20 protein-coding genes are annotated in these 22,794 nt (G+C 42.3%); 13 read left to right on the plus strand and 7 right to left on the minus strand.

Annotation, left to right across the window (positions count from 1 at the left end):
* Positions 1-101: 101 nt before the first annotated feature.
* Both AC1DV1_RS10255 and AC1DV1_RS10260 read right to left on the minus strand, forming a co-directional pair.
* Positions 102-2,222, minus strand: coding sequence for a tetratricopeptide repeat-containing sensor histidine kinase (locus AC1DV1_RS10255; RefSeq protein WP_477358400.1), 2,121 nt, complete (start codon positions 2,220-2,222; stop codon positions 102-104).
* 85 nt (positions 2,223-2,307) lie between these two features.
* Positions 2,308-3,489 (minus strand): acyl-CoA dehydrogenase family protein, encoded by a 1,182-nt coding sequence (locus AC1DV1_RS10260; RefSeq protein ID WP_477358402.1) that lies wholly within the window; start codon positions 3,487-3,489, stop codon positions 2,308-2,310.
* 339 nt (positions 3,490-3,828) lie between these two features.
* Between AC1DV1_RS10260 and folB the strand changes: the two genes are divergently transcribed.
* Both folB and AC1DV1_RS10270 read left to right on the plus strand, forming a co-directional pair.
* Complete coding sequence (gene folB, locus AC1DV1_RS10265) at positions 3,829-4,188, plus strand: dihydroneopterin aldolase (protein ID WP_477358405.1); 360 nt, start codon at positions 3,829-3,831, stop codon at positions 4,186-4,188.
* Position 4,189: 1 nt separating this feature from the next.
* Positions 4,190-5,587: an FAD-binding oxidoreductase gene (locus tag AC1DV1_RS10270; RefSeq protein ID WP_477358407.1), complete on the plus strand. Its 1,398-nt coding sequence runs from the start codon at positions 4,190-4,192 to the stop codon at positions 5,585-5,587.
* A 117-nt stretch (positions 5,588-5,704) separates the two neighbouring features.
* Here the strand turns inward: AC1DV1_RS10270 and AC1DV1_RS10275 are convergent, their stop codons facing one another.
* Positions 5,705-6,151, minus strand: coding sequence for an acyl-CoA thioesterase (locus AC1DV1_RS10275; RefSeq protein ID WP_477358409.1), 447 nt, complete (start codon positions 6,149-6,151; stop codon positions 5,705-5,707).
* A gap of 135 nt (positions 6,152-6,286) precedes the next feature.
* On the opposite strand from AC1DV1_RS10275, the gene AC1DV1_RS10280 reads away from it, so the two are divergent.
* Together AC1DV1_RS10280 and AC1DV1_RS10285 are read left to right on the plus strand one after the other, a co-directional pair.
* A complete protein-coding gene (locus AC1DV1_RS10280; protein ID WP_477358411.1) occupies positions 6,287-6,727 on the plus strand; it encodes an Hsp20/alpha crystallin family protein in 441 nt (146 codons plus the stop codon).
* A gap of 216 nt (positions 6,728-6,943) precedes the next feature.
* On the plus strand, positions 6,944-7,837 hold the full coding sequence (locus tag AC1DV1_RS10285; protein ID WP_477358414.1) for an SAM hydrolase/SAM-dependent halogenase family protein: 894 nt from the start codon (positions 6,944-6,946) through the stop codon (positions 7,835-7,837).
* Between the two features lie 128 nt (positions 7,838-7,965).
* Here AC1DV1_RS10285 and AC1DV1_RS10290 read toward each other — a convergent pair whose 3' ends face one another.
* Positions 7,966-8,976 (minus strand): fatty acid desaturase, encoded by a 1,011-nt coding sequence (locus AC1DV1_RS10290; protein ID WP_477358416.1) that lies wholly within the window; start codon positions 8,974-8,976, stop codon positions 7,966-7,968.
* Positions 8,977-9,296: 320 nt separating this feature from the next.
* On the opposite strand from AC1DV1_RS10290, the gene AC1DV1_RS10295 reads away from it, so the two are divergent.
* The 3 genes from AC1DV1_RS10295 (at position 9,297) to AC1DV1_RS10305 (ending at position 12,777) form a co-directional block, all read left to right on the plus strand.
* Complete coding sequence (locus AC1DV1_RS10295) at positions 9,297-9,830, plus strand: OmpA family protein (RefSeq protein ID WP_477358418.1); 534 nt, start codon at positions 9,297-9,299, stop codon at positions 9,828-9,830.
* Between the two features lie 222 nt (positions 9,831-10,052).
* Positions 10,053-11,729: an ATP-binding cassette domain-containing protein gene (locus AC1DV1_RS10300; protein ID WP_477358420.1), complete on the plus strand. Its 1,677-nt coding sequence runs from the start codon at positions 10,053-10,055 to the stop codon at positions 11,727-11,729.
* On the plus strand, positions 11,722-12,777 hold the full coding sequence (locus AC1DV1_RS10305; RefSeq protein WP_477358422.1) for a glycosyltransferase: 1,056 nt from the start codon (positions 11,722-11,724) through the stop codon (positions 12,775-12,777). Before AC1DV1_RS10300 ends, AC1DV1_RS10305 begins: the two co-directional genes overlap by 8 nt.
* Here the strand turns inward: AC1DV1_RS10305 and AC1DV1_RS10310 are convergent.
* Genes AC1DV1_RS10310 through AC1DV1_RS10320 form a run of 3 tightly spaced genes read right to left on the minus strand, consistent with a single transcriptional unit; the run spans position 12,763 to position 15,784 of the window.
* Positions 12,763-13,875, minus strand: a complete 1,113-nt coding sequence (locus AC1DV1_RS10310; protein WP_477358424.1) for a glycosyltransferase family 4 protein — start codon at positions 13,873-13,875, stop codon at positions 12,763-12,765. The two genes, AC1DV1_RS10305 and AC1DV1_RS10310, sit on opposite strands and share 15 nt — an antisense overlap.
* Positions 13,876-13,877: 2 nt before the next feature.
* Entirely contained in the window at positions 13,878-15,047 is a 1,170-nt protein-coding gene (locus AC1DV1_RS10315; protein ID WP_477358426.1) for an amidohydrolase family protein, read from the minus strand.
* On the minus strand, positions 15,044-15,784 hold the full coding sequence (locus tag AC1DV1_RS10320; RefSeq protein ID WP_477358428.1) for a class I SAM-dependent methyltransferase: 741 nt from the start codon (positions 15,782-15,784) through the stop codon (positions 15,044-15,046). Before AC1DV1_RS10320 ends, AC1DV1_RS10315 begins: the two co-directional genes overlap by 4 nt.
* A gap of 179 nt (positions 15,785-15,963) precedes the next feature.
* Here AC1DV1_RS10320 and AC1DV1_RS10325 point away from each other — a divergent pair, with 179 nt between their 5' ends.
* The 6 genes from AC1DV1_RS10325 (at position 15,964) to AC1DV1_RS10350 (ending at position 22,787) form a co-directional block, all read left to right on the plus strand.
* Complete coding sequence (locus AC1DV1_RS10325) at positions 15,964-17,463, plus strand: B12-binding domain-containing radical SAM protein (protein WP_477358430.1); 1,500 nt, start codon at positions 15,964-15,966, stop codon at positions 17,461-17,463.
* Between the two features lie 12 nt (positions 17,464-17,475).
* Positions 17,476-18,225, plus strand: a complete 750-nt coding sequence (locus tag AC1DV1_RS10330) for a class I SAM-dependent methyltransferase (RefSeq protein ID WP_477358432.1) — start codon at positions 17,476-17,478, stop codon at positions 18,223-18,225.
* A 3-nt stretch (positions 18,226-18,228) separates the two neighbouring features.
* Positions 18,229-19,278, plus strand: a complete 1,050-nt coding sequence (locus AC1DV1_RS10335; protein ID WP_477358434.1) for a radical SAM protein — start codon at positions 18,229-18,231, stop codon at positions 19,276-19,278.
* A gap of 4 nt (positions 19,279-19,282) precedes the next feature.
* The gene (locus AC1DV1_RS10340; RefSeq protein ID WP_477358436.1) at positions 19,283-20,755 is read left to right on the plus strand and encodes a B12-binding domain-containing radical SAM protein; all 1,473 of its coding nucleotides are present in this window, start codon (positions 19,283-19,285) and stop codon (positions 20,753-20,755) included.
* The gene (locus AC1DV1_RS10345; protein ID WP_477358438.1) at positions 20,752-21,567 is read left to right on the plus strand and encodes a class I SAM-dependent methyltransferase; all 816 of its coding nucleotides are present in this window, start codon (positions 20,752-20,754) and stop codon (positions 21,565-21,567) included. Before AC1DV1_RS10340 ends, AC1DV1_RS10345 begins: the two co-directional genes overlap by 4 nt.
* A gap of 341 nt (positions 21,568-21,908) precedes the next feature.
* Positions 21,909-22,787 carry a DMT family transporter gene (locus AC1DV1_RS10350; protein ID WP_477358440.1) on the plus strand — a complete coding sequence of 293 codons (879 nt, stop codon included), beginning with the start codon at positions 21,909-21,911 and terminating at the stop codon, positions 22,785-22,787.
* Positions 22,788-22,794 lie beyond the last annotated feature (7 nt).

Raw genomic sequence — 22,794 nt, forward strand, 5'->3', positions numbered from 1 at the left:
GGTATATAAAATACTCGTTAAACTTAAATAAAATATTTCAGTGCAGCATTTTTACATTTAATTTATTGCTCATAAAATCAACTAATGCACATCGTGGTACTTTACAAAACGGTGTTTAATCCGGTTTCTTTATCCTCAAAGTGCAGGAAAACATAAAAAGTTGTGCCTTCGCCCACAGTGCTTTCCAACCAGATGCGGCCATGGTGTTTTTCGACAATTTGCTGGCAGATGGACAGGCCGAGCCCAAATGATTTTTCGCCGGCCGTGCCAACCCGTTTGGCATCAGTAAACATATTAAAAACCTGTTGTTTCAATTTGTCGGGAATGCCTATTCCGCTATCTTTTACTATAATTTTGACACCATCTTCGTAATTTTCAACGCCCACTGTAATACTACTGCCATCATGGCTGAATTTTATGGCATTGGTAACCAGGTTACTGATAACGCGCCATATTTTTTCGCGGCTTATGAACACCTGGGCCGGATTTGGAGGCAGGTTGAGGTTTATCGACTGGTGTTTATCGGCAGCCTTAAAACGCAATAACTCCACACTGCTGGCTGTTAGTGCATTAATATCAACCCATTCTTTCTTAAGCGGAGCGGTAGCCGAGTTGGCGGCTTCTAATATCTCATTAATAAGTTCAAGCGAGTTGTACGAAGTTTCTTTGATCAAATTGAGCATCTCCTGTTGATCGGGCGTATAATTATCCTCAATCATGGCTGCCGATAGTGCCGCAATGCCACCCAGCGGATTCCTTAGGTCATGGGCCACAGTTCTTAAGATACGGTCTTTTTCCCGGCTACCAATATGAAGTTCGTTTAGGGTATTCACCAGGTTTTTCTTTTGATAATTTATCTGGTCGTTTAACACCCTGATGGCCAGTACGTCTCTTTTTGATTGTTTCATATTTCTGAAAATCAGGAATATGATTATTACGGCCATAATAGACAATAAAACTGCAAAATAAATAAACATCAGTTGCCGCTTGTTGTAATCTTTCAGGCTGTCAATCTCGCTTTGCTTGTCGTAATTAGCTTGCTGGGTTGTTACATCTGTGCGCTTCAGCGAATTGTCTAATTTTACCAATGAATCTTTTTGAGCCGAATACTTTTTTAAATAAAGCAGGGCACCTGTATTGTCATTTTTTTGCTGACAGTATTTGCTCATCAGGTAATTCCAACTGGTTTCGGCATCGTTATTGGGCAGGCTATCCAGTTGAGCACGCAGGTTTTTGAGCAACAGGTACAAGTCATTTTGCCTGTTCAGTTTCAGGTACATCCGCGCCAGCTTAATTTCGGTTAATTGAGCGTCTTTATTATCATTCCCTTTTTTGAAATTTATGGCTATGCTGCTTTTGAGCATTTGCTCGGCCTGTGCATAATCGCCGGTCATTAAAGCCATATCTCCCTGGTTGCCATAAACTACACCGCGGGCAGTCTCCAGCATTCCGGCCAGGCTGCTAAATCGTGCATTATTGCTATCAATATATTCAAGTGCTTTTTTGAAGTAAACAGATGCGCTATCTGTTTTTCCGGCGTTTTTATAACTTTCACCAATATTATCCAGTAGCTCCTGCCGCTGATAAAATGTCTTGAAACCGTTTTTAAGGGCCCGGCTTTGGTTAAAACTCAGTTTAAAATAGGCAGCCGCATCAAGATAGTGCGCTTGCTTAAAACTCACCATTCCCATCCGGTAAGTATATTCGGCCAGTATTTGGTTATTCAGCAACCTTTTGCCTATATAGTATCCCTGGTAAAAACATTTATAAGCATTACTGAATTGTGAAAGATCAAAATAGGCATCGCCGAGGGCGAAATTTGCCTCGGCATAGTTAACCTGGTATTGGTGTGGGGTAACACTTTGTTTAGCAATAGCCAGCATACTATCTGCATAAGCAAGGGCCTTTTTTCGGTTATGGGTAACTTTTCTTTCGTATACAAAATGAAAGCCATAAAACCGGAACTTATCATTTGTAAAAGGGTTTTTAATTTGTCTGAAAGCAGAATCGAGATACCGGGTGCTGGCAGGCTGGTGTTTTGTTAACTGTTGGTAGTTGTTAACGGTATCAAAAATACCCTTAAATTGACTGGAATAGTTGCCGTCATCTTTATTGTAACTACAAGCACCAAAAAACAAAGTAACAAAAAGCACAGCACGTACCCTTATGATGCTACGTGGATAATATTTGTTGTTAAAACTAATAGGTTTAATTGAAGACATTAACTATAAAGCAGAAACAAATATAGTGTTTGAAAAACACCAATTATATATTTAATGCTTAATAATTGCCTTGGTGTTTGCAAACCTATTTAAAGGCATCCTCGCCGGTAATATCCATTCCCGTTATCAGCAGGTGAATATCATGAGTCCCTTCATAGGTAATTACCGATTCAAGGTTCATCATATGCCTCATAATAGGGTATTCGCCGGTTATGCCCATGCCCCCGAGCATTTGCCGGGCCTCGCGGGCTATATTAATAGCGGTTTCTACACTGTTACGCTTGGCCATTGAAATTTGAGCGGCAGTGGCCCTGTTTTCGTTTTTAAGTACTCCTAAACGCCAAACCAGCAACTGGGCCTTAGTTATCTCGGTTATCATTTCGGCCAGTTTTTTTTGCTGCAGCTGGAAAGCTGCTATAGGTTTACCAAATTGAACACGCTGTTTAGCGTACCTTAAAGCGGTATCATAGCAATCCATAGCTGCACCAAGTGCACCCCAGGCAATGCCGTAACGGGCTTGGTTAAGGCAGCCAAGCGGGCCTTTTAAGCCTATAACATTTGGTAGTAAGTTTTCCTTAGGTACTTTAACATTATCAAAAACCAATTCGCCGGTGGCCGAGGCTCTTAACGACCATTTGTTGTGCGTTGTAGGAGTAGTAAAGCCCTCCATACCGCGCTCAACTATCAATCCGCGTACTTTTTTATCCTCGTCGCGCGCCCATACCACGGCAATATCAGCAAATGGGGCATTGGAGATCCACATTTTGGCGCCGTTTAGGATATAGTGATCGCCGGCGTCTTTAATATTAGTGGTCATCCCGCCAGGATTTGATCCGTGATCTGGTTCGGTGAGTCCAAAACAGCCCATGATTTCGCCGGATGCTAAGCGGGGCAGATATTTTTTACGTTGTTCTTCAGACCCATAAGCATAAATAGGGTACATTACCAATGAGCCTTGCACAGATGATGCCGACCGGACGCCCGAATCGCCGCGCTCAATTTCCTGCATAATGATGCCGTAGGCCATATAGTCTAAACCTGCGCCACCGTATTCAACCGGTATTGTTGGGCCAAATGCGCCAATTTCGGCAAGGCCTTTTACCAGCCGCATCGGGAACTCGGCCTTTTGGGCATAGTCTTCAATTATCGGGCTTAATTCCTTTTTTACCCAATCACGTACCGACGAGCGGATAAGTTTATGTTCTTCGGTAAGCAATTCGTCTAATTGATAATAATCGGGCGATTCGTACAGATCTGTTTTGGCCATAATGTTATACTTGGTGGGCAAATATATGGCATTTAAAGTGGACAAAACAAAGCCAAAATCGCTGTTTTTGGATACCGGAAGCCACTTTATGCCAAAAACTATGTTTAGATTGTTTAAACATGGTTTTTGACGGATTTTATTTTTTTAAAAAAATAAAATCCCAAAACATCTATGTGTTTTGGATGGCCTATTTAACAAAGAACATGTTAAATAGAATGGCAATAATGTATAAGTAAACGCCAATTAACTCCATTTTTAGCCAATGAATTTTAACTTTTAAACATTTTTTTCGACAAATAAATCAATTTATAAACCAACAAAATCTGCTACTTTTGAACTATGACTACTATTGCCCTACAGGGTRCAGAATTTTTTGCATACCATGGATTTTATCCCGAAGAACAAAAAATAGGCTGCCGTTTCCTGGTAGATATCACAGTTGATTTTATCCCCCAGACTGAACCAGCCGACGACGAGCTTAAACACACCGTTGATTACGAAAAGGTATATTATATGGCTTGCGAGGAGATGAAACATTCCCGCAAACTGATAGAAACCGTGGCGCAAGCTATTTTAGACAGAATAAAAAGGAAATACCCTTACGTGGAAAGCATCCGGGTAGAAATAAAAAAATTAAATCCACCGTTGTTGGGTAAGGTTGCCCACTCGGCTGTTACAGTTAACTATAACAAGCAGTAAAATGGAATACAATAAAATAACACCGTTGGTATTAGATGCCATCATGGCTATTGTTGGCGCGGGCAATGTTATCAATCAGCACGACGAGCTTGAAAAATATAGCCACGACGAAACTGAAGACCTGGTTTATTACCCGGAAGTGGTTGCCCGGCCACAAACCCCTGAAGAAGTTTCAGCTTTGATGAAACTTTGCAGCGAAAACCTGATCCCTGTTACACCCCGGGGTGCGGGCACGGGTTTAAGCGGCGGTGCCCTGGCCATTAAAGGTGGTTTGCTGATAGCGATGGAACGCTTTAACAAAGTACTGGAGATTGATGAGGCTAATTTACAGGCAACGGTTGAGCCAGGCGTTATTACCGAAGAGTTTATGAACCGGGCCGCTGTCAAAGGCCTGCTTTATCCGGTTGACCCGGCAAGTAAAGGAAGTTGCTTTATAGGGGGCAACGTATCCCATGGCTCGGGTGGGCCAAGGGTGGTTAAATATGGTACCATCCGCGAATATGTATTGAACCTGCAGGTGGTTTTACCATCGGGAGAAATTATATGGACAGGCGCAAATACACTTAAGTACGCATCGGGGTATAATTTAACCCAATTATTCATTGGGTCGGAAGGTACGCTGGGTATTATTACCAAGATTGTAGTGAAGCTAATTCCATTGCCCACGCTGGATGCTTTGATGCTGGCTTCATTTGCAACTAACGAAGCGGCCTGCTCGGCTGTTTCTGCCATATTTCGTGCCGGTATTGTACCATCGGCATTGGAGTTTATGGAGCGAAGAGGAGTGGAGTGGGTGAAAGAACACGATGATATTGCCTTTGATTTACAAGATGATATCCAGGCCTTTTTACTGATTGAAGTAGATGGTAATAACCAGGACGTGATTTTTGCCGACTGCGAAAAAATTAACGCGGTGTTAGAATCGTACGATTGCAAAGATGTGCTCTTTGCCGATTCATCAGCACAAAAAGAGGAACTTTGGCGGTTGCGTCGCACTATGGCTGTATCGGTAAAGTCAAACTCCATTTATAAAGAAGAAGATACCGTAGTGCCCCGCGCCGAATTGCCCCGACTGATTAAAGGAATAAAAGAAATAGGTACTAAATATGGCTTTGAATCAGTTTGTTATGGCCACGCGGGCGATGGAAACCTTCACGTAAATATTATTAAAGCCAACATGAGCGATGAGGACTGGAACAGCAAACTCAAATTCGGCATCAAGGAGATTTTTGAACTTACAGTAGGGTTGGGCGGCACGTTATCCGGTGAGCATGGCATTGGCTTGGTGCAAAAGGATTTTATGCCGATAAAATATTCTGACGTGCATTTTGCCCTTTGGCGAGGCATCAAGAGTGTATTTGACCCGAAAGGGATTCTAAATCCGGGGAAGATATTTTAATTTGAGAATTTGAAAATGGATTAACGTCTGATTGTATCATCTTTAAATTCTTAAATTAATTCTTTTTCGATTCTGTCATTTTCAAATCTTCAAATTCTCAAATTTTCAAATCGATTCTTAATTCGTATTCAATATCAATCTCGGCTCATCGTATGCAATCATGCTCCTGCGTTCATCCGGCGGGATGGATACCGATTTGTTGGCTGCGTAGTCATAGCTGATACAAACGGTTTTACCTGTTGTCACAATTTCTTCGCCCTGCGGGGTTACTTTTACCAAAACGTGCATTACATCAAAGCTACTGTTGCCTATGCGAATGGTGCGCACGTAGCAGGCTATCTTATCCTGAACGGTGATCTGCTTTAGGTAATTAATTTCTGAGCGGCCTATGATAATGCCGGCATTATTCCAATCCCAGCCAATGGCGTCTTTCCAATAGTTGGTGCGCGCTATCTCAAAGTAGGTTAAATATATGGCGTTGTTAACGTGTCCTAATGAATCAATATCCGAAAATCGGATAGGTATGTCAGTTTTGAATTTGTAATCGGTGAGTTTTTCAGCCATTTGTGTCATTTTGTCGGTAAAAAATCTTTAATAGTGACAAAACGTCATTTTAATTATTGATTTTCCCTGTTGGTATAACAGTTGATTRATACTTCACGAAGTTAACAAAAACAAAAACTTATAAATATACATATCATGACTTTAGTAAAATTTAACAACGGATTAAAAAACAACGCAAGAGGCCCATTCTTTAACGATGTATTCGATTCAATTTTAAATGATTCGTTCCTTGGCGAAAAATTGGTAGCCCGCATACCTGCTGTAAACATTAGCGAAACTGAAAATGAATTCCACGTTGAATTGGCTGTACCTGGATTGAAGAAAGAAGATTTGAAGATCGGTTTAGATAAAAACGTATTAACTGTTTCGTCTGAAAAGAAAACTGAAAACGTTGAAGAAGGCAAAAAATTCAGCAAACGCGAATATAGCTACAACTCATTCAGCAGGTCATTCACCTTGCCCGAAAGTGCCGATCATTCAAAAATCGAAGCAGACTATACAGACGGTATCCTGACTTTGACCATTACCAAAAAAGAAGAAGCTAAATTTCAATCGAGAGAAATAGCTGTAAAATAATTAAAGACTGTTTTCATAAAGTAGTTAGTTTGGTTTGAAGGCCGTTTCCAATTGGGGCGGTCTTTTTTTTGCTTTTTGAACTGCCTGCATTGACATGGTTTTAATTTTTTATTGTATTTTACGCTGTGTGATAGTCGCAGATTTACCAAAAGCGTGTGCCTGCAAACCCGCGATCAGAAAAAGACATCTCACCTTGTACACAATAATTTTTTCAATATGATCAAAAAACTACTTACCATTCTTTTAATTTCTGTCGCTTATTTATCCCATGCCCAAAACAAAATTGTGGTTTTCCAATCTGATTTTGGTGTAAAAGATGGCGCTGTCTCGGCCATGAAGGGTGTTGCAACCGGCGTTTCTGCCGATTTAAAACTTTATGACCTCACACATGAAATTCCAGCCTATAATATATGGGAAGCATCATATCGCCTCTATCAAACCGTAAATTACTGGCCTGTAGGTACGGTATTTGTTTCGGTAGTTGATCCCGGGGTGGGCACCGCTCGCAAGTCTGTTGTGCTGAAAACCAAAACTGGCCAGTATATTGTTACGCCGGATAATGGCACCTTGACGCTGATAGCTGAATCCCTGGGAATAGCCGAGATCAGGCAAATTGATGAGGCCCGCAACCGCCGTAAAGGATCCGAAAAATCATACACCTTTCATGGTCGCGATGTATATGCCTACACAGCCGCACGTTTGGCTGCGGGCGTTATCACTTATGAACAAGTTGGCCCTGAACTGCCTAAACAAGTGGTGAAAATTCCTTACCAAAAAGCAATATTGGAAGGCGGAACCCTAAAAGGCACTATTGATATTCTTGATATTCAATATGGCAACCTGTGGACAAACATTGGCGACGACCTGGTAAAACAGCTGAATGTTAAGGTAGGAGACACCCTGCACCTTGTAATTTACCAAGATGGCGAAAAGAAATTTGAGGGCGATGCTCCCTATAGCGATACGTTTGGCGAAGTGGCTAAAGGCAAGCCTTTGGCGTACATGAATAGTTTAATGCAATTGTCTTTTGCCTTAAACCAGGGCAGTTTTGCAGATGCTTATAAAATAGGCAGCGGAAGCGACTGGAGTGTGGTGGTGAGCAGGAAGTAGTAGTGAGTTGTCAGTTTTGAGTAGAGGGTGTTGAGTGACGTGTAGGACTCTCGGGTAGTTTTTTAATAAACACAAATGTTGCAGCGAAAGATGCGCCATTTGTGTTTATTTCCATTGGCCAATGACCACTACGCCATCTCCCGGCTTCGCTTCATTTCTTCGGCCATTTTTATTCCCTGTTTTCTGATTTGTTCTGTTCGCACGTAGCGTTTATCGGCACCTAAATTGGGCTTGGTAATAAAATCATAAAACATTCGGGTCCAGGAGTGGGTCGAATCCAGGTGCTGGTAAAACTCTTTGGTAATTTTATAATACTTAGGCAAAAAACGGCCCGGTATATTCATAATATCGTGGTGTTCATTATGGTAGCCTACGTTAAAGCAAACCCAGTTGAGCCAGCCATAGTATGAGTTGGTTTCCTGTCCTTCTTCAAATATAAAATGCTCGTGAATAAAATGCCCGGCTGCCGGGTGCAGGCTGAATCCCCATAAGGTGGATAGGAAGAGGTAGATGATGGCAATCTTTCCTAAAAACACAAAAATCAACGCATCGGTGATAATCAGCGTAATGATATTGGCCCATTCCCATTTGGTTGGTTTGGTATCAAATCCCCTCACCAAAAACAGGAAAAATATGTAAAAGAACAACCAGATAAATTTACGGATTCCCGATTTGCCCACCACTTTCACCTCCCAATGGCTCGGGAAATCGTTATCAACATCTTCGATACCCAGGTGGGAGTGATGCTTCATATGGTGTGTACGAAAAGCGATAGCTCCCGGCACCAAAACCGGGATATTGGCAAATATGGCCAGCGCTTTATTTTGCGCAGGTGTTTTCAGCATCAGGTTATGTGCCATTTCATGCACAGCCATGGCCGACCAATGGTTCATGGTACCGCCGACCACGTATGACATCAGGATAATTTGCCACCAATAGGTTCCAAACGAAGGGAACCAGACACTTACACCCCACGCAAAGCTAATTTGCCCTGCCACAATGAAAAAAGTAAGCACTGCCGCCCAGGGATCGTAGCCCATTAATTGTTTTACCTCGGGGTGTTTCTTTAATACTTCTATCCGGCGCAAAAAATGTATATCCGGCGTTTCAATTGGCTCAAAAGGAGTATCGGTTTTCATGTTGATGTGTTTTAGGATTCTGCTAAATAACATAATTCACCTTATATTATTCCCGGTAGTTGTACGGAATTTAACTGCGTAGAAATACTTAATTATTAATAAATACACCACGGTAAATCCACAATATACACTGAGGTAATATATAGGGTAGCTTAACTTAACAATACTTATCCCGGCAATTTCCCGTTCTAACTGGCAGTTAAGGATAATGCGCATGCTAAACAAATTGTCATTTAATTCCTTTTTTTAATAATGCTGTATGGGCGCTAAAGCCATATGGCAAATAATTTTTTATGTTTACCGAAAAATCAAAACCAACTATGAAGTTTTTAAAAGCCCCTTTATTTTTATCGCTTATTGCTTTAGTGGCCATTACTTTTCCGGCTTGTAAAGCCAAGAAATTAGCCGAAAAACCAGCTCCTGTTGAAACTGAAAAAATGTACGCGCCGGCACCGAAACCAACGCCGCCGCCTGCTGCTGCTCCTGCGCCCACACCGCCGCCAGCACCTGCAAAACCAAACTATAATTTTACTAATATCCAATTTGAATTTAATTCGGCGGTGTTAAAAACAGCGTCGTACCAAGCGCTTGACCAGGCCGTTATCGAGTTGAAAAAAGACCCATCTGTAAAGTTTGTTTTAAACGGAAACTCATCTGCAGAGGGTACCGACGAACGTAATATGGAATTATCAATCCAACGCGCCAACTCGGTTAAAACTTACCTGGTAAATAGCGGCATCAGTGCAGATAATCTTGCCGTTAAAGGCTATGGCGAAAGTCAACCTATTGCCAATAATACAACCGAAGAAGGACGGGTTCTGAACCGCAGGGTTGAGATTAAACTTGTGCAATAGTTATAAGTTTTGAGTTCTGAGTGTTGAGTTTTCGTCATAGTTTAAAGTTCCACGTCCCGGGTTTTATATTCTCTTCTAACTTCAGGCTTAGGGTGTAGAACTTCGAAGTTCAAACTCAAGACTCATAAATTAAAACACAAGACTTAACATACACAACGGGCAACCATTACGCGCCCTGTGCCGTAATGATGAAGTACTAAAAGACTTTGTCATTACGGCATTTTGAAACACATTTTTAAGGGAATACTCACGCTGCTTAGCGTAACCGAAAAAAACAAGTTGTACAGGCTCATCCTGCTCGATCTGTTTATCAGCGTGCTTGATATTGCCTTTTTAGGTACATTGCTTATCATCATAGGGCTTTATACCTCGGGCACTCCAGTTCAACATCATTTATTGCGGCTTAGCTGGCTTAAACAGCAATCTATACTGCCAATCGGTTTATTTATGCTGCTGTATTGCGGCAAAAACTGGCTCGGTTATTTGATTACCCGGTTTCAGCATCATTTTTTTTACGGGGTAGCATCGCGATTGTCAAAAAGGAATATCCTGCATTACCTGAAAGATGAGTATATCAAATTTGTTAATGTCGATTCATCGGTACACATCCGCCAGGTAAGCCAGCAACCTATCGAATTTAGCCATTACATCCTCAATAATGTTCAGCAAATTATATCCCAAAGCCTGCTTATTTTATTTACCATCGGTGCCATATTGATCTATCAACCATTGCTGTTTTTTTTATTACTGCTGGTGCTGTTACCGCCTATAATTACCCTGGCCTATTTTATCAAACGGAAATCTAAACAGGTGCGCGAACAAACAAAAATTGCGAGCGAGAAAAGCATCCAGTATTTACAGGAATCGTTAGCCGGGTTTATAGAAAGTAACATTTACAACAAACACACATTCCTGGCCGATAGGTACGTGGGTTACCAGCAACGGCTTAATAACAATATCGCAACGCAGCAAACGCTACAGGGGCTACCAGCAAGATTGGTAGAGATTTTTGCCATTTTTGGTTTTTTTATCCTGGTGCTGATAAACAAATGGGCTGTACGTGGCGCAGTGGTTGATGTGCTTACCATTGGCGTTTTTATTACAGCTGCCTACAAAATTATCCCCGGTATTATTAAAATCCTGAACAGTATGGGGCAAATAAAAACCTACGAATTTACCCTGAATGACTTGCTTGCTGTAAAAGAACCTGGCACGTTGCCAAAGGCGGGTATGCTTAATATTGCTGAACCCATCAGTTCTATTCGTTTTCACAATGTTTATTTTAGTTACGCAGACCAGCCTGTAGTATCGGGCATTAGTTTCGATGTTTGCGCAGGCGATTTTGTTGGTTTATCGGCAGCGTCTGGCAGTGGCAAAACAACCATCATTAATTTATTGCTTGGTTTTTTAACGCCCCAATCGGGCTATATTTACATAGATGGTAAACAAGCGAATACCCAAAAAAGACAGCAATACTGGAATAAAATAGCTTATGTAAAACAGCAAAACTACTTTATTCACGATACCATCCTTAAAAACATTACCCTTGCTGATGGTAAGGAATACGATACGGCAAAACTGGATGAAGCCATATCCTTTTGCGGACTTGCCCCCTTGTTATCCGGCTACCCAGAAGGCATAAATAAAATAGTGCGCGAAAACGGCAAGAACCTGAGCGGTGGGCAAAGGCAACGCATAGCCCTGGCAAGAGCATTGTACCACGACTTTGATGTGCTGATCATGGACGAGCCGTTTGGCGAAATGGATCAGCAGGCCGAAGAGGCTATCCTTATCCAACTAAAGCAATTAACGGCCCAGGGTAAGATCATATTTTTTATAACACACAACATTGCAAGCCTGAAGCATTGCAACAAAATAATCCCCCTAATAAATGAATAAGCCTGAAGCATTGGTCATATTAACCCCGGGCTTCCCCGCAAACGGTAACGATACCACATGTTTACCGCCTATGCAGATTTTTGTAAAAGCTTTAAAACAACACAATCCCCTGTTACATATCATCGTGGTTAGCTTTCAATACCCTTTTAAGGCGACCCGGTATTACTGGCATGGAGTGGAGGTTATTGCGATTGCAGGTAAGGGCAGGGGGCAGCTTTTCAGGCTGATAACCTGGTGGCGGGTATGGCAAACCTTAAAAGAGCTGAATGGCGGGTACAAACTTGTAGGCTTATTAAGCTTTTGGATGGGGGAGTGTGCGTTTATTGGTAACCGCTTCGCAAAAAAAAACGGCTTATTACATTACCCCTGGCTGCTTGGGCAGGATGCAAAGGCAGGTAATGAGTACGTTAACCGAATAAAACCCAATGGCGGCTCGGTAATAGCGATATCGGATTTTTTGGCAACGGAATTCAGGATAAACTATGGTATCCAACCGGCGCATGTTATCCCTACAGGTATTGATGTTACGCTTTTTGGTGCCTGCGTTGCTGATCGGGATATCGACATTATGGGTGCAGGTTCGCTCATCCCGCTTAAGCAATATGGTCTTTTTGTAAATATTATCAAAAGCCTGGTTGCTGAATTTCCGGGGTTAAAAACGGTAATATGTGGCAAGGGCCCGGAAATGGAAAAGTTGAGAAGACAGATAAACAGGCTTGGGCTGGAAAATAACATCGAATTAAAAGGTGAATTACCACACCCGGAGGTGCTGGCGATGATGCAGCGATCGAAAATATTTTTGCATACATCGGCTTATGAGGGTTATAGTACTGTTTTAAGCGAGGCCTTATATGCAGGCTGCCAGGTGATGAGCCTGGTTAACGGAATGAATATAAGGCCCACACAGCATCACGTTCCCGGCAACGCTGAAGATCTGCCGGTTATTATCAAAGCAATGTTGAATGATAAGCAGCTGGAACATGAGCCCGTGCTGATATACACTACCGAAGAGATAGCGGCCCGCGTTACCGCCTTATTTGTGAATTAATTGATGGCAAATATCAACCAGGTCATCGGCTATGGTTTTAAAACTTAGTTTTTTGTTAAAATGCTTTAAAACAGCTGCCGAAAGCTTTTGCCAGTCTGCGCCCTCAAGCGCTTTAAGGGTTTGACCCAAAGCATTGGCATCACCTGCGGGATATAAAAAACCATGCTGACCGTTGACTGTGATTTTTTGATAAGATGGGATGGTGGTAACAATGGGAATGCAACCGCAGGCCATGGCTTCTAACAAAGCATAACCGCTGCCTTCTTTATGGCTGCCCGATATATAAAAATCTGCCGCGCTAAACCAATAAGGCAAATCGTTATTTGCAACTTCGCCTACTAAAATAACGGCATCCCGTAGTTGGGCGGAAGATATTATCAGCTCTTCTATATCGCTTAAAAGTACTTCACTTTGGTAAATCATGTACAATTTTGCACCCGGGTTTGCAGGCAGGTAATCCCGGAAACCTTTTAAAACTGTTAAAGGGTCTTTATTTGCATTTAGGTGGCCCACCCAGATAAAGTTTGCATCGCCGGTAACCTTGGTATACTTTTTAGCAAGCTCTTTATCAACGGGTTTAAAAGCTGTAGAAGCTTCTAATAACTCAAATATCCGGGCACCAGACCTAATAATGCCTTTTTGTTTCCAGGTATCCGCATTGCCGGCCGAAGTAAAAAGGAATGCATCCGTCATAGTGCAGGCCACCTTTTGCAGCCGGCCTTTTAAGCTACCTGAAGGTAGTTCGCCATGATGCTGTATGACCAGCTTAAACCTGTTGCCGCAAAGCAATCTTAAAAACATTACCTGTAACGGGAATACCAGGCCTTGTACCATCACGATATCTGGCTTCATTTTTTTTATAAAGCGATGCGCTTTTATGGTTATCGACCAGAATCTGTTGTTGCCTTTAAAAAAATAATAAGGTACTCCATTCATCACCACATGTTGCTCAAAAGCGGCGTGCTTTACAAATGTAAAATCAAGCTTATTTTTAAGGTAGGGAGCAAAGGCCAGCGCCGGGGCATGTTTTTCTGTTACGTCCTGCGGCCGGGTATAGTTTAAATGTGAATAGTAAACAAGGTCAACAAGTTTTATCAATTTTAGATAATTTGATGTTGTATAAAGGTAACAGGGAAAACAACACCCGGCAAGTACGATTGAATAGAGACCATTAACTTCCCGATATTTCCTTCAACATATTTATAGGCACCATCCAGCTTTATCAAACTAAAGGATTTTCCCTTTAATCTGCCTGCTAATGCAATAAGCAGGTCCTGGTCAAACAGTCGGATGTTTCCCCTGTGAATCACCATTTGGATATCGGCCAGCCGGGTAGTAAAAAAAGCTTCGTGATCACCTTTAGAACTGCTGGCTTTCGTGATCACCAGGTCGGCATATTTGCCGCCAATAACTTCGCCGGTGTTCATATTCCAGGCTTTTGCGGCAGTTTTGTTGAGTGATTGGTACAGTTCCTGGTCGCTAAGCATACCGGTATTACGTGCTATGCAGATGTGGTCCCATATATTCCAACTGCCGGTAAGGGTAGAGTCGGTTCCAAAAAGAATATCGGCGAACGGTTTTAGCTTATGGATATCGGCTGTTTTGTTTAATAAGTAAAAGTTCGACTCGGGGCACCATACTAAAGCCTTAAAATAGGGGGCCTGTTGCGTGCTCATGGCTACCGCGTGTATGCCCACCAGGGGGCGGCCAAATTTATTCCAGCTAATCAGTTCATCTATTTCGCGGGAGGCCAGTTCATCTGATCCTTCACCTGTATGGATAACGACGGGTAATTTTCGTTTCAATGGATTATTGAGCTTTAATCTCCAGAGCTTTTCAAACGATGCGGAATGCAGGTCTTGTGTTTCCTCAAAAATATTCAACAGGGCATTGTCAATGCTCAACCGCTCCCCGTGGTTTACCACGGTTGTAACGCCGCACAACAAGTTTTTGTATATCCCCCAAAGTATCCGCAGGTGACGGGGCACCTTAAGCACAGCAGCAATTTCTTTTTTAAACTCCCAGTGAATATTTGCCCCCCACTCGGTATAATTATTATAAATCCGGCTGCCCAGCTGCGGGAAAAGGTTAAAATCAAGGTGATCGTGCGAATTGACAATGCCGGGGAAAATGATGGAGTTTTCAAAATAAAGCGATAACTGCTCATCGGCGTTTAAGGCTGTTAAACTTACGGTATCAATCTTTTCGCCTTCAATTTTAATATCAAACGTTTGTCCGCTGTCGGCCGTTACCACATTCCCCAGTATCATTTTTCTTTTTTTAAATGAATACCATAAATAACAGGGAAGCCCAGGTATTTTTCGTAAACATGTAGCGCGTTGGCATCTGCGTAAAACGGCTTCATGGTTTCGTCAATTTTTATTTCCTGCTGGGTCATGAGCTTGAAACCATTGCTTATAAGCGCTTCCTTAATAGTAAATATCGGGTGTACATAGTTACGCACCGCCATTAATGTATTACCGTGTTTAAAGGTGCGCTTACCGCCAGATGCCAGTGTATGCGGATGAAAATCGGTGATGATGATCTCGCCTCCGGGTTTAAGCAAACGACTCCAGGCATGCATCGCCTCATCTATATCTTCAATATGGGCAACGGTGAGTGTTGAAACTATAATATCGAAAGAGCCATCGGCAACATCCGAAAATAAGTTATTGGTAATTTTGAGTGTATGTGCGTCAGGATATTTATCCTTCAGCTTTTTTAACATTCCGGCAGATACATCAAAGCCGGTTAGCGCAGCCGGTTGTTTATTAAATATAGCGGGCCATTGCCTGCCGGTACCGCAGCCTATATCGGCTATTAGTTTACCGTTCAGATCCAGACCTTCCAACAAACCTTTAAAAAGTATTCCGTCAAGGTGCAGCATGAGGTTACCAGGCTGCATATCGTAGTCAGAAGCCCACAGGTCGTAAGCCTCTACTACACCTTTTTCGGTTACGGGGGTGGTTATTTTGCTTTTTATATAGTTTTTAACTGTTGCCAGCATTGTGCGCGTTTTTATAACAATAACGGCCTGGAAGTCTTTAAGGTTGCCCCGCGCTTTTTATTTTGTCGCAGGCAACCTCCACTGTTTTACTGCCGTAATGTATTATGAATAGTTTAATGTTGATCTGGGTTGGCGACGGCGGAATAACATCCGCCGCCGCCATTAATTGCCAATAACACATGAATAAGATTTTACTGTATAACCCTAAAAGCGCTTTTTATAAGCACCGCATTCCTAATTCTATTTTAAATATTGCCGCATCGGTTGAGGGCAAGTATGATTGGGTAATTGTTGATGGTAATTGCGAAACAGATCCGCTAAGTAAAATAGAAAGTTATTTAAAAACAGGCGAGTTTGGTTACCTGGGATTTACCGTAATGCCTGGCCCGCAATTAAGGCAAGCTATTCCGTTATCAAAAATCATTAAAGAACGGTATCCCTATACCACCATGATTTGGGGAGGATATTTTCCGTCGAGCCAGCCCAAAGCTGTACTGAATTCGGGCTTTGTTGATTTTATCATTAACGGCCCCGGCGACAAAGCATTTCCCCGCCTTATTGACGCTTTGGAGAACCATGAACCTTACGAGTTTATTAAAAATCTGATTTATAAGGCCGACGGCAAAATTACCAAGACCATTAAAGAAGACTTGCTTGACCAGGATTCGCTGCCGCCATTACCCTACGATAAACTGGGTACTTTTTACCCGATAGAAAAATATTTGGGTAAAACTTACCTGGGGCAACGTACGATGGCCTATCACTCCAGCATTGGTTGTCCGTTCACTTGCTCGTTTTGTGCTGTGGTGCCTATATATGAAGCACGGTGGAAAGCTAAATCGGCCAAACAGGTTTACAAAGATGTTAAATATATTAAGGACAAATGGGGAGCGGATGCTATTGAATTTCATGATAATAACTTTTTTGTATCAGAGAAGCGCACTGTTGAATTTGCCAAATTAATAGAGCCCGAAAATATGTCGTGGTGGGGGATGGCGCGTATTGATACCATGGATAAATTCAGCGATGCCTCGTTAGAGCAAATACGTCGTGGTGGTTGCAAAATTATATTTTTTGGTGCCGAAAGCGGGAGTAACGAGGTATTGGAGCAACTGGATAAAGGAGGCACACAAACCGGCGACCAGATTATCCGGTTTGCGGAGCGATTGAAGAAATTTGACATTATTCCTGAATATTCCTTTGTATTAGGAACACCGGCAGCAACGCCAGAAAAGGTACAGGCGGGAATAGATTTTGAAATTGATTTTATCAAGAAGGTTAAAGCCGTTAATCCACGTACCGAGATTGTTTTATATACCTACACGCCCGTGCCCACCGAAGGATCGGAATTGTATAAGCAGGTTTTAGACCAGGGCTTTCAATACCCTCAAACCCTGGAAGACTGGATGAGCCCCGCCTGGGAAAGTTTCGACCTGCGAAAAAACCCGCTTACCCCGTGGTTAAAACCCGAGATGGTTGATAAGATACGCAATTTTGAAACTGTGCTAAACGGCGTGTACCCAACCGTGACTGATATCAGGTTAAATGACTTAAAGCGGAAGTCGATTAAATTCATTTCCAACTTACGGTACAAAGCCAACCTGTATAAATACCCTTACGAAATAAAATTACTACAGCGGTTTTGGAAATACCGCCAACCTGAAATATCCGGATTTTAAATGGTTAATGATTTGTCGAACTTTAACTTAAACGATATTGCCCCTAATGTAGCCACAATTGCTCCTGAAGCGTTTGAGGCCATGTATGTTGCCGTGCGCGATAAAGAGGGCAGGCTGTATACAAACAAACAAGTGGCACGCCTGCCTGAAATTGATTCGGGCCACCGATATCATAAGGAGTGGAAAATGAGAAAGCATTCGGCTGAGCAGTTAATCGCTTTCTTGAAAAAACAACGGCGTTCATTGGATATCCTGGAGGTTGGCTGCGGCAACGGCTGGCTTTCGGCCAAACTTGCGGGTATCCCTAAAGCTAAAGTAATTGGCATTGATCCTAACGGTGTAGAAATTGAGCAGGCAAACAGGGTGTTCAAAAAAAAGAACCTTAAATTTATCCATGCCCCATTTACCAGCACTTCGTTTGCCGGGGGAACGCAATTTGATGTCATCATTTTTGCGGCGTCTATCCAATACTTCCCCTGCATTAAGGACGTTATGGCCGATGCATTCAGTTTGCTTACTTCCGCGGGGCGCGTCCATGTACTCGACACCCATTTTTATCATTCCGGTGAGGTTGAAATTGCAGCCGAAAGGAGCAAGGATTATTTTACGTCAATAGGCTTTCCGGAAATGGCGCAGTACTATTTTCATCATCCATTAAAACAGGTGATGCATTATAAGCACAAGGTGATGTTTAATCCCACGTCGTTTTTAAATAAGATCATCAAAAGAAACATTTTTTACTGGATAAGAATTAAACCCTAACCAATGACCGGGCAAAACGTGTTGCATACTTTTAAGCGCTACCGTACCCTGCAAACGCACAGGGTTACAGCCTTGCCTATTGTAATATTAATGCCCCACAGCGCCTGTAACTGCCGTTGCGTAATGTGTGATATCTGGAAGGATAACAAAAACCTGAAGCAACTGACAGAAGCTGATATTACAGGACTATTAACCTCATTAAAATCATTGGGTACCATGCAGGTGCTGATGTCTGGAGGCGAGGCTTTGCTGAACGCCAACTTTTTTACCTTGTGCCGGATTTTAAAGGATGCAGGCATCAGCGTGGTGTTATTGACTACTGGTTTATCTATAAAAAATAATGCCGGCGATATCCTGAAATACGTTAGCGAGGTAATTGTCTCTATTGACGGCGACGAGCCGCTGCATGATACCATCCGCAACATTCCCAACGCTTTTAAAAAGCTGAAAGAAGGAGTGGAGTACATCAAAAAACTCAACCCTGCTTACCGGATAACCGGGCGAACGGTGATACACCGTTTAAACTACCGCAACTGGGCCAATATTATTGCCGAAGCCAAAAAGATGGGGCTTAATCAGGTAAGTTTTTTACCTGCCGATGTAAGCAGTCATGCATTTAACCGCCAGCAGGCCTGGGCCGAGCCTAAACAAAACGAAATACTGATATCGGAAAAGGAATTGCCCGAACTTTGCGAAGTGATAAGTTACCTGTTTGAAGAATTTGATAAAGAGTTTCACAACGGTTTTATTGCCGAAAGCAAAGAGAAGATCCAGGATATCTACCATTATTACGCGGCTTTTTATGGTTTAAATGAATTCCCGTTTAAAAAATGCAATGCACCATGGGTATCAACCGTAGTTGAAGCCGATGGAACGGTTAGGCCTTGTTTCTTTTTGGAACCAATGGGTAACATCAGGGATTCATCGCTCCAGGTAATTTTAAATAGCCCTGATGCAATCGCCTTCCGCAAATCGTTGAATACATCAACGCATCCAACCTGTTTAAAATGTGTTTGTTCGCTTAACCTGTCGCCATTAACCCGTCTATCTTAATTTTATGGAGCAGTTAAATAATATATTGTTCACCCATTCCTACTTTTTACGGTTCGATCCTAAGCAATGGGCAATAGGGCAGCCGTATGCGCCCCTGGGCACATTATATGCCGCATCCAACATGCGGATTCATGGTTATAACGTATCGTTTTTTGATAACATGTTTTCGCACGCGGCGCTTGATGTTATGCCCGCCATAACCCAAAATAAACCAGGCTTTTTTGTGATTTATGACGATGGGTTTAACTATCTCACCAAAATGTGCCTTACCAATATGCGCGAGGCTGCGTTTAAAATGTGTAAGCTGGCCAAAAAGTATGGTTGCACCGTAATTGTATCCAGTTCCGACTCCACAGACCGGTATAAGGAGTATTTGAACGAGGGGGCTGATTTTGTAATCATCGGCGAAGCCGAACAAACTTTACTGGAACTTACCAACGCTATAAAAAGCGGCGTTGAAGATATTGAACAAATACAGGGACTTGCCTATATTAAAAATGGCCTGCCTTTTAAAACTATTGCGAGGCCGGTGCTCAAAGATCTGGATACTTTGCCGCTGCCTGCCTGGGACCTGGTTGATATTACCCCTTACCGCGAAAGCTGGCTTAAACATGCGGGATATTTCTCGATGAATGTAGGTACTACCCGTGGCTGCCCTTTTAAATGCAACTGGTGTGCTAAACCCATTTACGGAAATCGCTACAACTCCCGCAGTCCCGAAAATGTGATTGCCGAGCTTAAGCTTTTGAAAGCCATGTTCAACATGGACCATATTTGGTTTTGCGACGATATTTTTGGCTTAAAACCCGGTTGGGTAAAGCAGTTTGCCCAATTGGTAAAAACGGAGGGGCTACAGTTCAGGTACAAACTCCAGTCGCGGGCGGATTTGTTGCTGGATGATGAAGACGTGGCTGCACTGGCCGCATCTGGTTGCGAAAATGTGTGGATAGGTGCCGAGAGCGGTTCGCAAAAGATACTGGACGCTATGGATAAAGGTACAACCGTTGAACAGATAGCAACAGCCACACAACTGATGAAAAAGCATGGCATAAAGCCGTCTTTCTTTATCCAGTTTGGCTACCCAGGCGAAATAAAAGACGATATCGCGCTTACTATCAACATGATCAATAGCCTGTTGCCTCATGAAATCGGAATATCGGTATCGTACCCATTGCCCGGGACCCTGTTTTATGAAAAAGTAAAAGCCGACCTGCGCCAAAAAACAAACTGGACAGACTCTGACGAGATGGCGCTGATGTTTAGCAACACTTTTAGCGCAGCATACTATAAACAACTACACCGCTATGTGCATCAAAATTATCATGCCCACCTGGCTAAAAACAGCCTGGTAAAACTATTGAAAAATCCATTTCAGCCCAGTTTAAAACGTATCAGGAAGGCCGCATCGTTTATTTATCATGCCCCGGCAACTTTGATAGAAGGGTTTAAACTTCAAAAATTGGAGAACACCATATGAGCCAAATCAGCCTTGTAAATAATGAAGCCAACGCATCAGATGCCTTTAGCCGGCAATCTGCGGTATTTGACGAAATTTACTCGGGCAACACCATCATCAATTACAAAAGGGCCCGTGTAAGGGAGCATGTACTTCGATATTTAAACCCGGCGGGCAGCATACTCGAATTGAACAGCGGGACAGGGGAGGATGCCCTATTTTTTGCCCAACAAGGGTATCGAGTTCATGCTACTGATATATCAACGGGAATGCAGCAAGAACTTCAGCAAAAAGCAATACCCTATAAAGATTATATAAGCACCGAAATTTGCTCCTTTACCCATCTGGATGAATTAAAGCAACGAGGCCCTTACGATCATATTTTTTCCAACTTTGGCGGTTTGAACTGCACCAGCGAGCTGGAAAAGGTTTTGTTATCATTTGATAGCCTTTTAAAACCCGGCGGAAAGGTAACTTTAGTTATCATATCTCCATTTTGCCTGTGGGAAACATTGCTTGTTTTTAAAGGACGGTTCAAAACTGCATTCAGGCGATTTTTTAGCAGCAAAGGAAGATCTGCCCATATTGAAGGTGCATACTTTAAGTGTTTTTATTATAATAAATCATTCATTATCAATGTTTTAAAAAATACATTTAAAGTATTAAGCGTCGAAGGCCTGTGTACCATAGTACCGCCATCATATATAGAGGGCTTTGCCGAAAAACACCCCAAAGCTTATAATTTTCTGAAGAACAAAGAAGACCGGCTAAAAGGTACCTGGCCCTGGAAGTATATCGGCGATTACTTTATCATTTCGCTGGAGAAAAAATAGTACACACGAATTTGAACTGATTTATCCGAATTTCACGAATTTACATCAGTTTAATGTTAACCTTGTTAAAATGCAAGATTCTGTTTATTAAATAGTTATATACTATAGTGTCTGAAATGTGTTAAGTTATGTTAACCTACTTTAAATGCGTTTACCCTGTCTGCTCAATTAAGCCCTAAACCAGAGAATTAAGCATTTACTTTAGAATATTCATTGCCTATAACATCCATTCGGGTAGCTGGAGAACCATCCATGTAATTTGTGAAATTCGAAAAAATACGCGTGCATTCGTGTTTCTAAATTGGTGTTTATCCTACCTTTGCGCCCATATAATCGTGCCCATGTTAAAAAAAATCCTTCCCGGTTTATTGTTTAGTATCCTTTGGGCAACCGGGTCTGTCGCTGTAAAATTCGGAATCCGCTCGGCAGATGCATTGATATTGGCCAGCATCCGGTTTATAGCCACCGGCTTCATATTCGGTCCCTTTTTTGGCCTGGTAAGGAAAGAACGTTTCTGGCCACTAAAAAGCGAATGGAAAAGTATTATCATTTACGGCTTTTTATGCACTACCTTAACATTGGGCTCGTTCTTTGCCGCCCAGCGATACGCTTCGGCTGGCATCAGTATGTTGTTTATAGCGGTTGCTCCTTTGCTAATCGCGCTATTTTCGTCAATAATTGTTAAGCGGAAACTTACCAGGTTCGAAATTATCGGGATGCTGATTGCATTTACCGGTCTGGTGCTGGCTTCGGCAGCGGCTTTGCCTAATGCCAGTATAAAACCACTGGGTATTATATTGCTGCTTATTTACATTTTTGCCTATGCATCAAGCAGTGTTTACTTCTCTACCTTAAGTATCAGCCTACCTAATGTATCATTCAATATCTGGCAGGTATTTGTAGGTGGAATAATTTTGTTGCCGTTTTGCCCTCTATTTGAGCAGCAGCATGTACACCACATTGATATTAACTTGTTTTTATCCCTCTTTTGGCTAATTGTGGTGCTCTCATTTATCGCCAACCAGTTATGGCTATACCTGGTTGGCCAGGATGCTGTAACCGCAGGTACATGGCTTTACCTTACGCCTGTATTTGGGTACGGTTTTGGTTACCTTTTACTTGGTGAACAAATCTCGGTTTACGCAATAGCCGGAACTGTTTTGGTGGTAACCGGGCTTGTGGTATCTAAAAAGAAAATAAAAAACATCGAGCCGTTATAAATACCTT

It is taken from the genome of Mucilaginibacter sp. P4_D1, assembly GCF_056401935.1.

Excerpts from the sequence above, each read along its gene's own strand:
- AC1DV1_RS10255 (WP_477358400.1), bottom strand. The coding sequence starts at position 2,222 with ATGTCTTCAATTAAACCTATTAGTTTTAACAACAAATATTATCCACGT.
- AC1DV1_RS10260 (WP_477358402.1), bottom strand. The coding sequence starts at position 3,489 with ATGGCCAAAACAGATCTGTACGAATCGCCCGATTATTATCAATTAGAC.
- AC1DV1_RS10270 (WP_477358407.1), top strand. The coding sequence starts at position 4,190 with ATGGAATACAATAAAATAACACCGTTGGTATTAGATGCCATCATGGCT.
- AC1DV1_RS10275 (WP_477358409.1), bottom strand. The coding sequence starts at position 6,151 with ATGGCTGAAAAACTCACCGATTACAAATTCAAAACTGACATACCTATC.
- AC1DV1_RS10280 (WP_477358411.1), top strand. The coding sequence starts at position 6,287 with ATGACTTTAGTAAAATTTAACAACGGATTAAAAAACAACGCAAGAGGC.
- AC1DV1_RS10285 (WP_477358414.1), top strand. The coding sequence starts at position 6,944 with ATGATCAAAAAACTACTTACCATTCTTTTAATTTCTGTCGCTTATTTA.
- AC1DV1_RS10290 (WP_477358416.1), bottom strand. The coding sequence starts at position 8,976 with ATGAAAACCGATACTCCTTTTGAGCCAATTGAAACGCCGGATATACAT.
- AC1DV1_RS10295 (WP_477358418.1), top strand. The coding sequence starts at position 9,297 with ATGAAGTTTTTAAAAGCCCCTTTATTTTTATCGCTTATTGCTTTAGTG.
- AC1DV1_RS10305 (WP_477358422.1), top strand. The coding sequence starts at position 11,722 with ATGAATAAGCCTGAAGCATTGGTCATATTAACCCCGGGCTTCCCCGCA.
- AC1DV1_RS10315 (WP_477358426.1), bottom strand. The coding sequence starts at position 15,047 with ATGATACTGGGGAATGTGGTAACGGCCGACAGCGGACAAACGTTTGAT.
- AC1DV1_RS10320 (WP_477358428.1), bottom strand. The coding sequence starts at position 15,784 with ATGCTGGCAACAGTTAAAAACTATATAAAAAGCAAAATAACCACCCCC.
- AC1DV1_RS10325 (WP_477358430.1), top strand. The coding sequence starts at position 15,964 with ATGAATAAGATTTTACTGTATAACCCTAAAAGCGCTTTTTATAAGCAC.
- AC1DV1_RS10335 (WP_477358434.1), top strand. The coding sequence starts at position 18,229 with ATGACCGGGCAAAACGTGTTGCATACTTTTAAGCGCTACCGTACCCTG.
- AC1DV1_RS10340 (WP_477358436.1), top strand. The coding sequence starts at position 19,283 with ATGGAGCAGTTAAATAATATATTGTTCACCCATTCCTACTTTTTACGG.
- AC1DV1_RS10345 (WP_477358438.1), top strand. The coding sequence starts at position 20,752 with ATGAGCCAAATCAGCCTTGTAAATAATGAAGCCAACGCATCAGATGCC.
- AC1DV1_RS10350 (WP_477358440.1), top strand. The coding sequence starts at position 21,909 with ATGTTAAAAAAAATCCTTCCCGGTTTATTGTTTAGTATCCTTTGGGCA.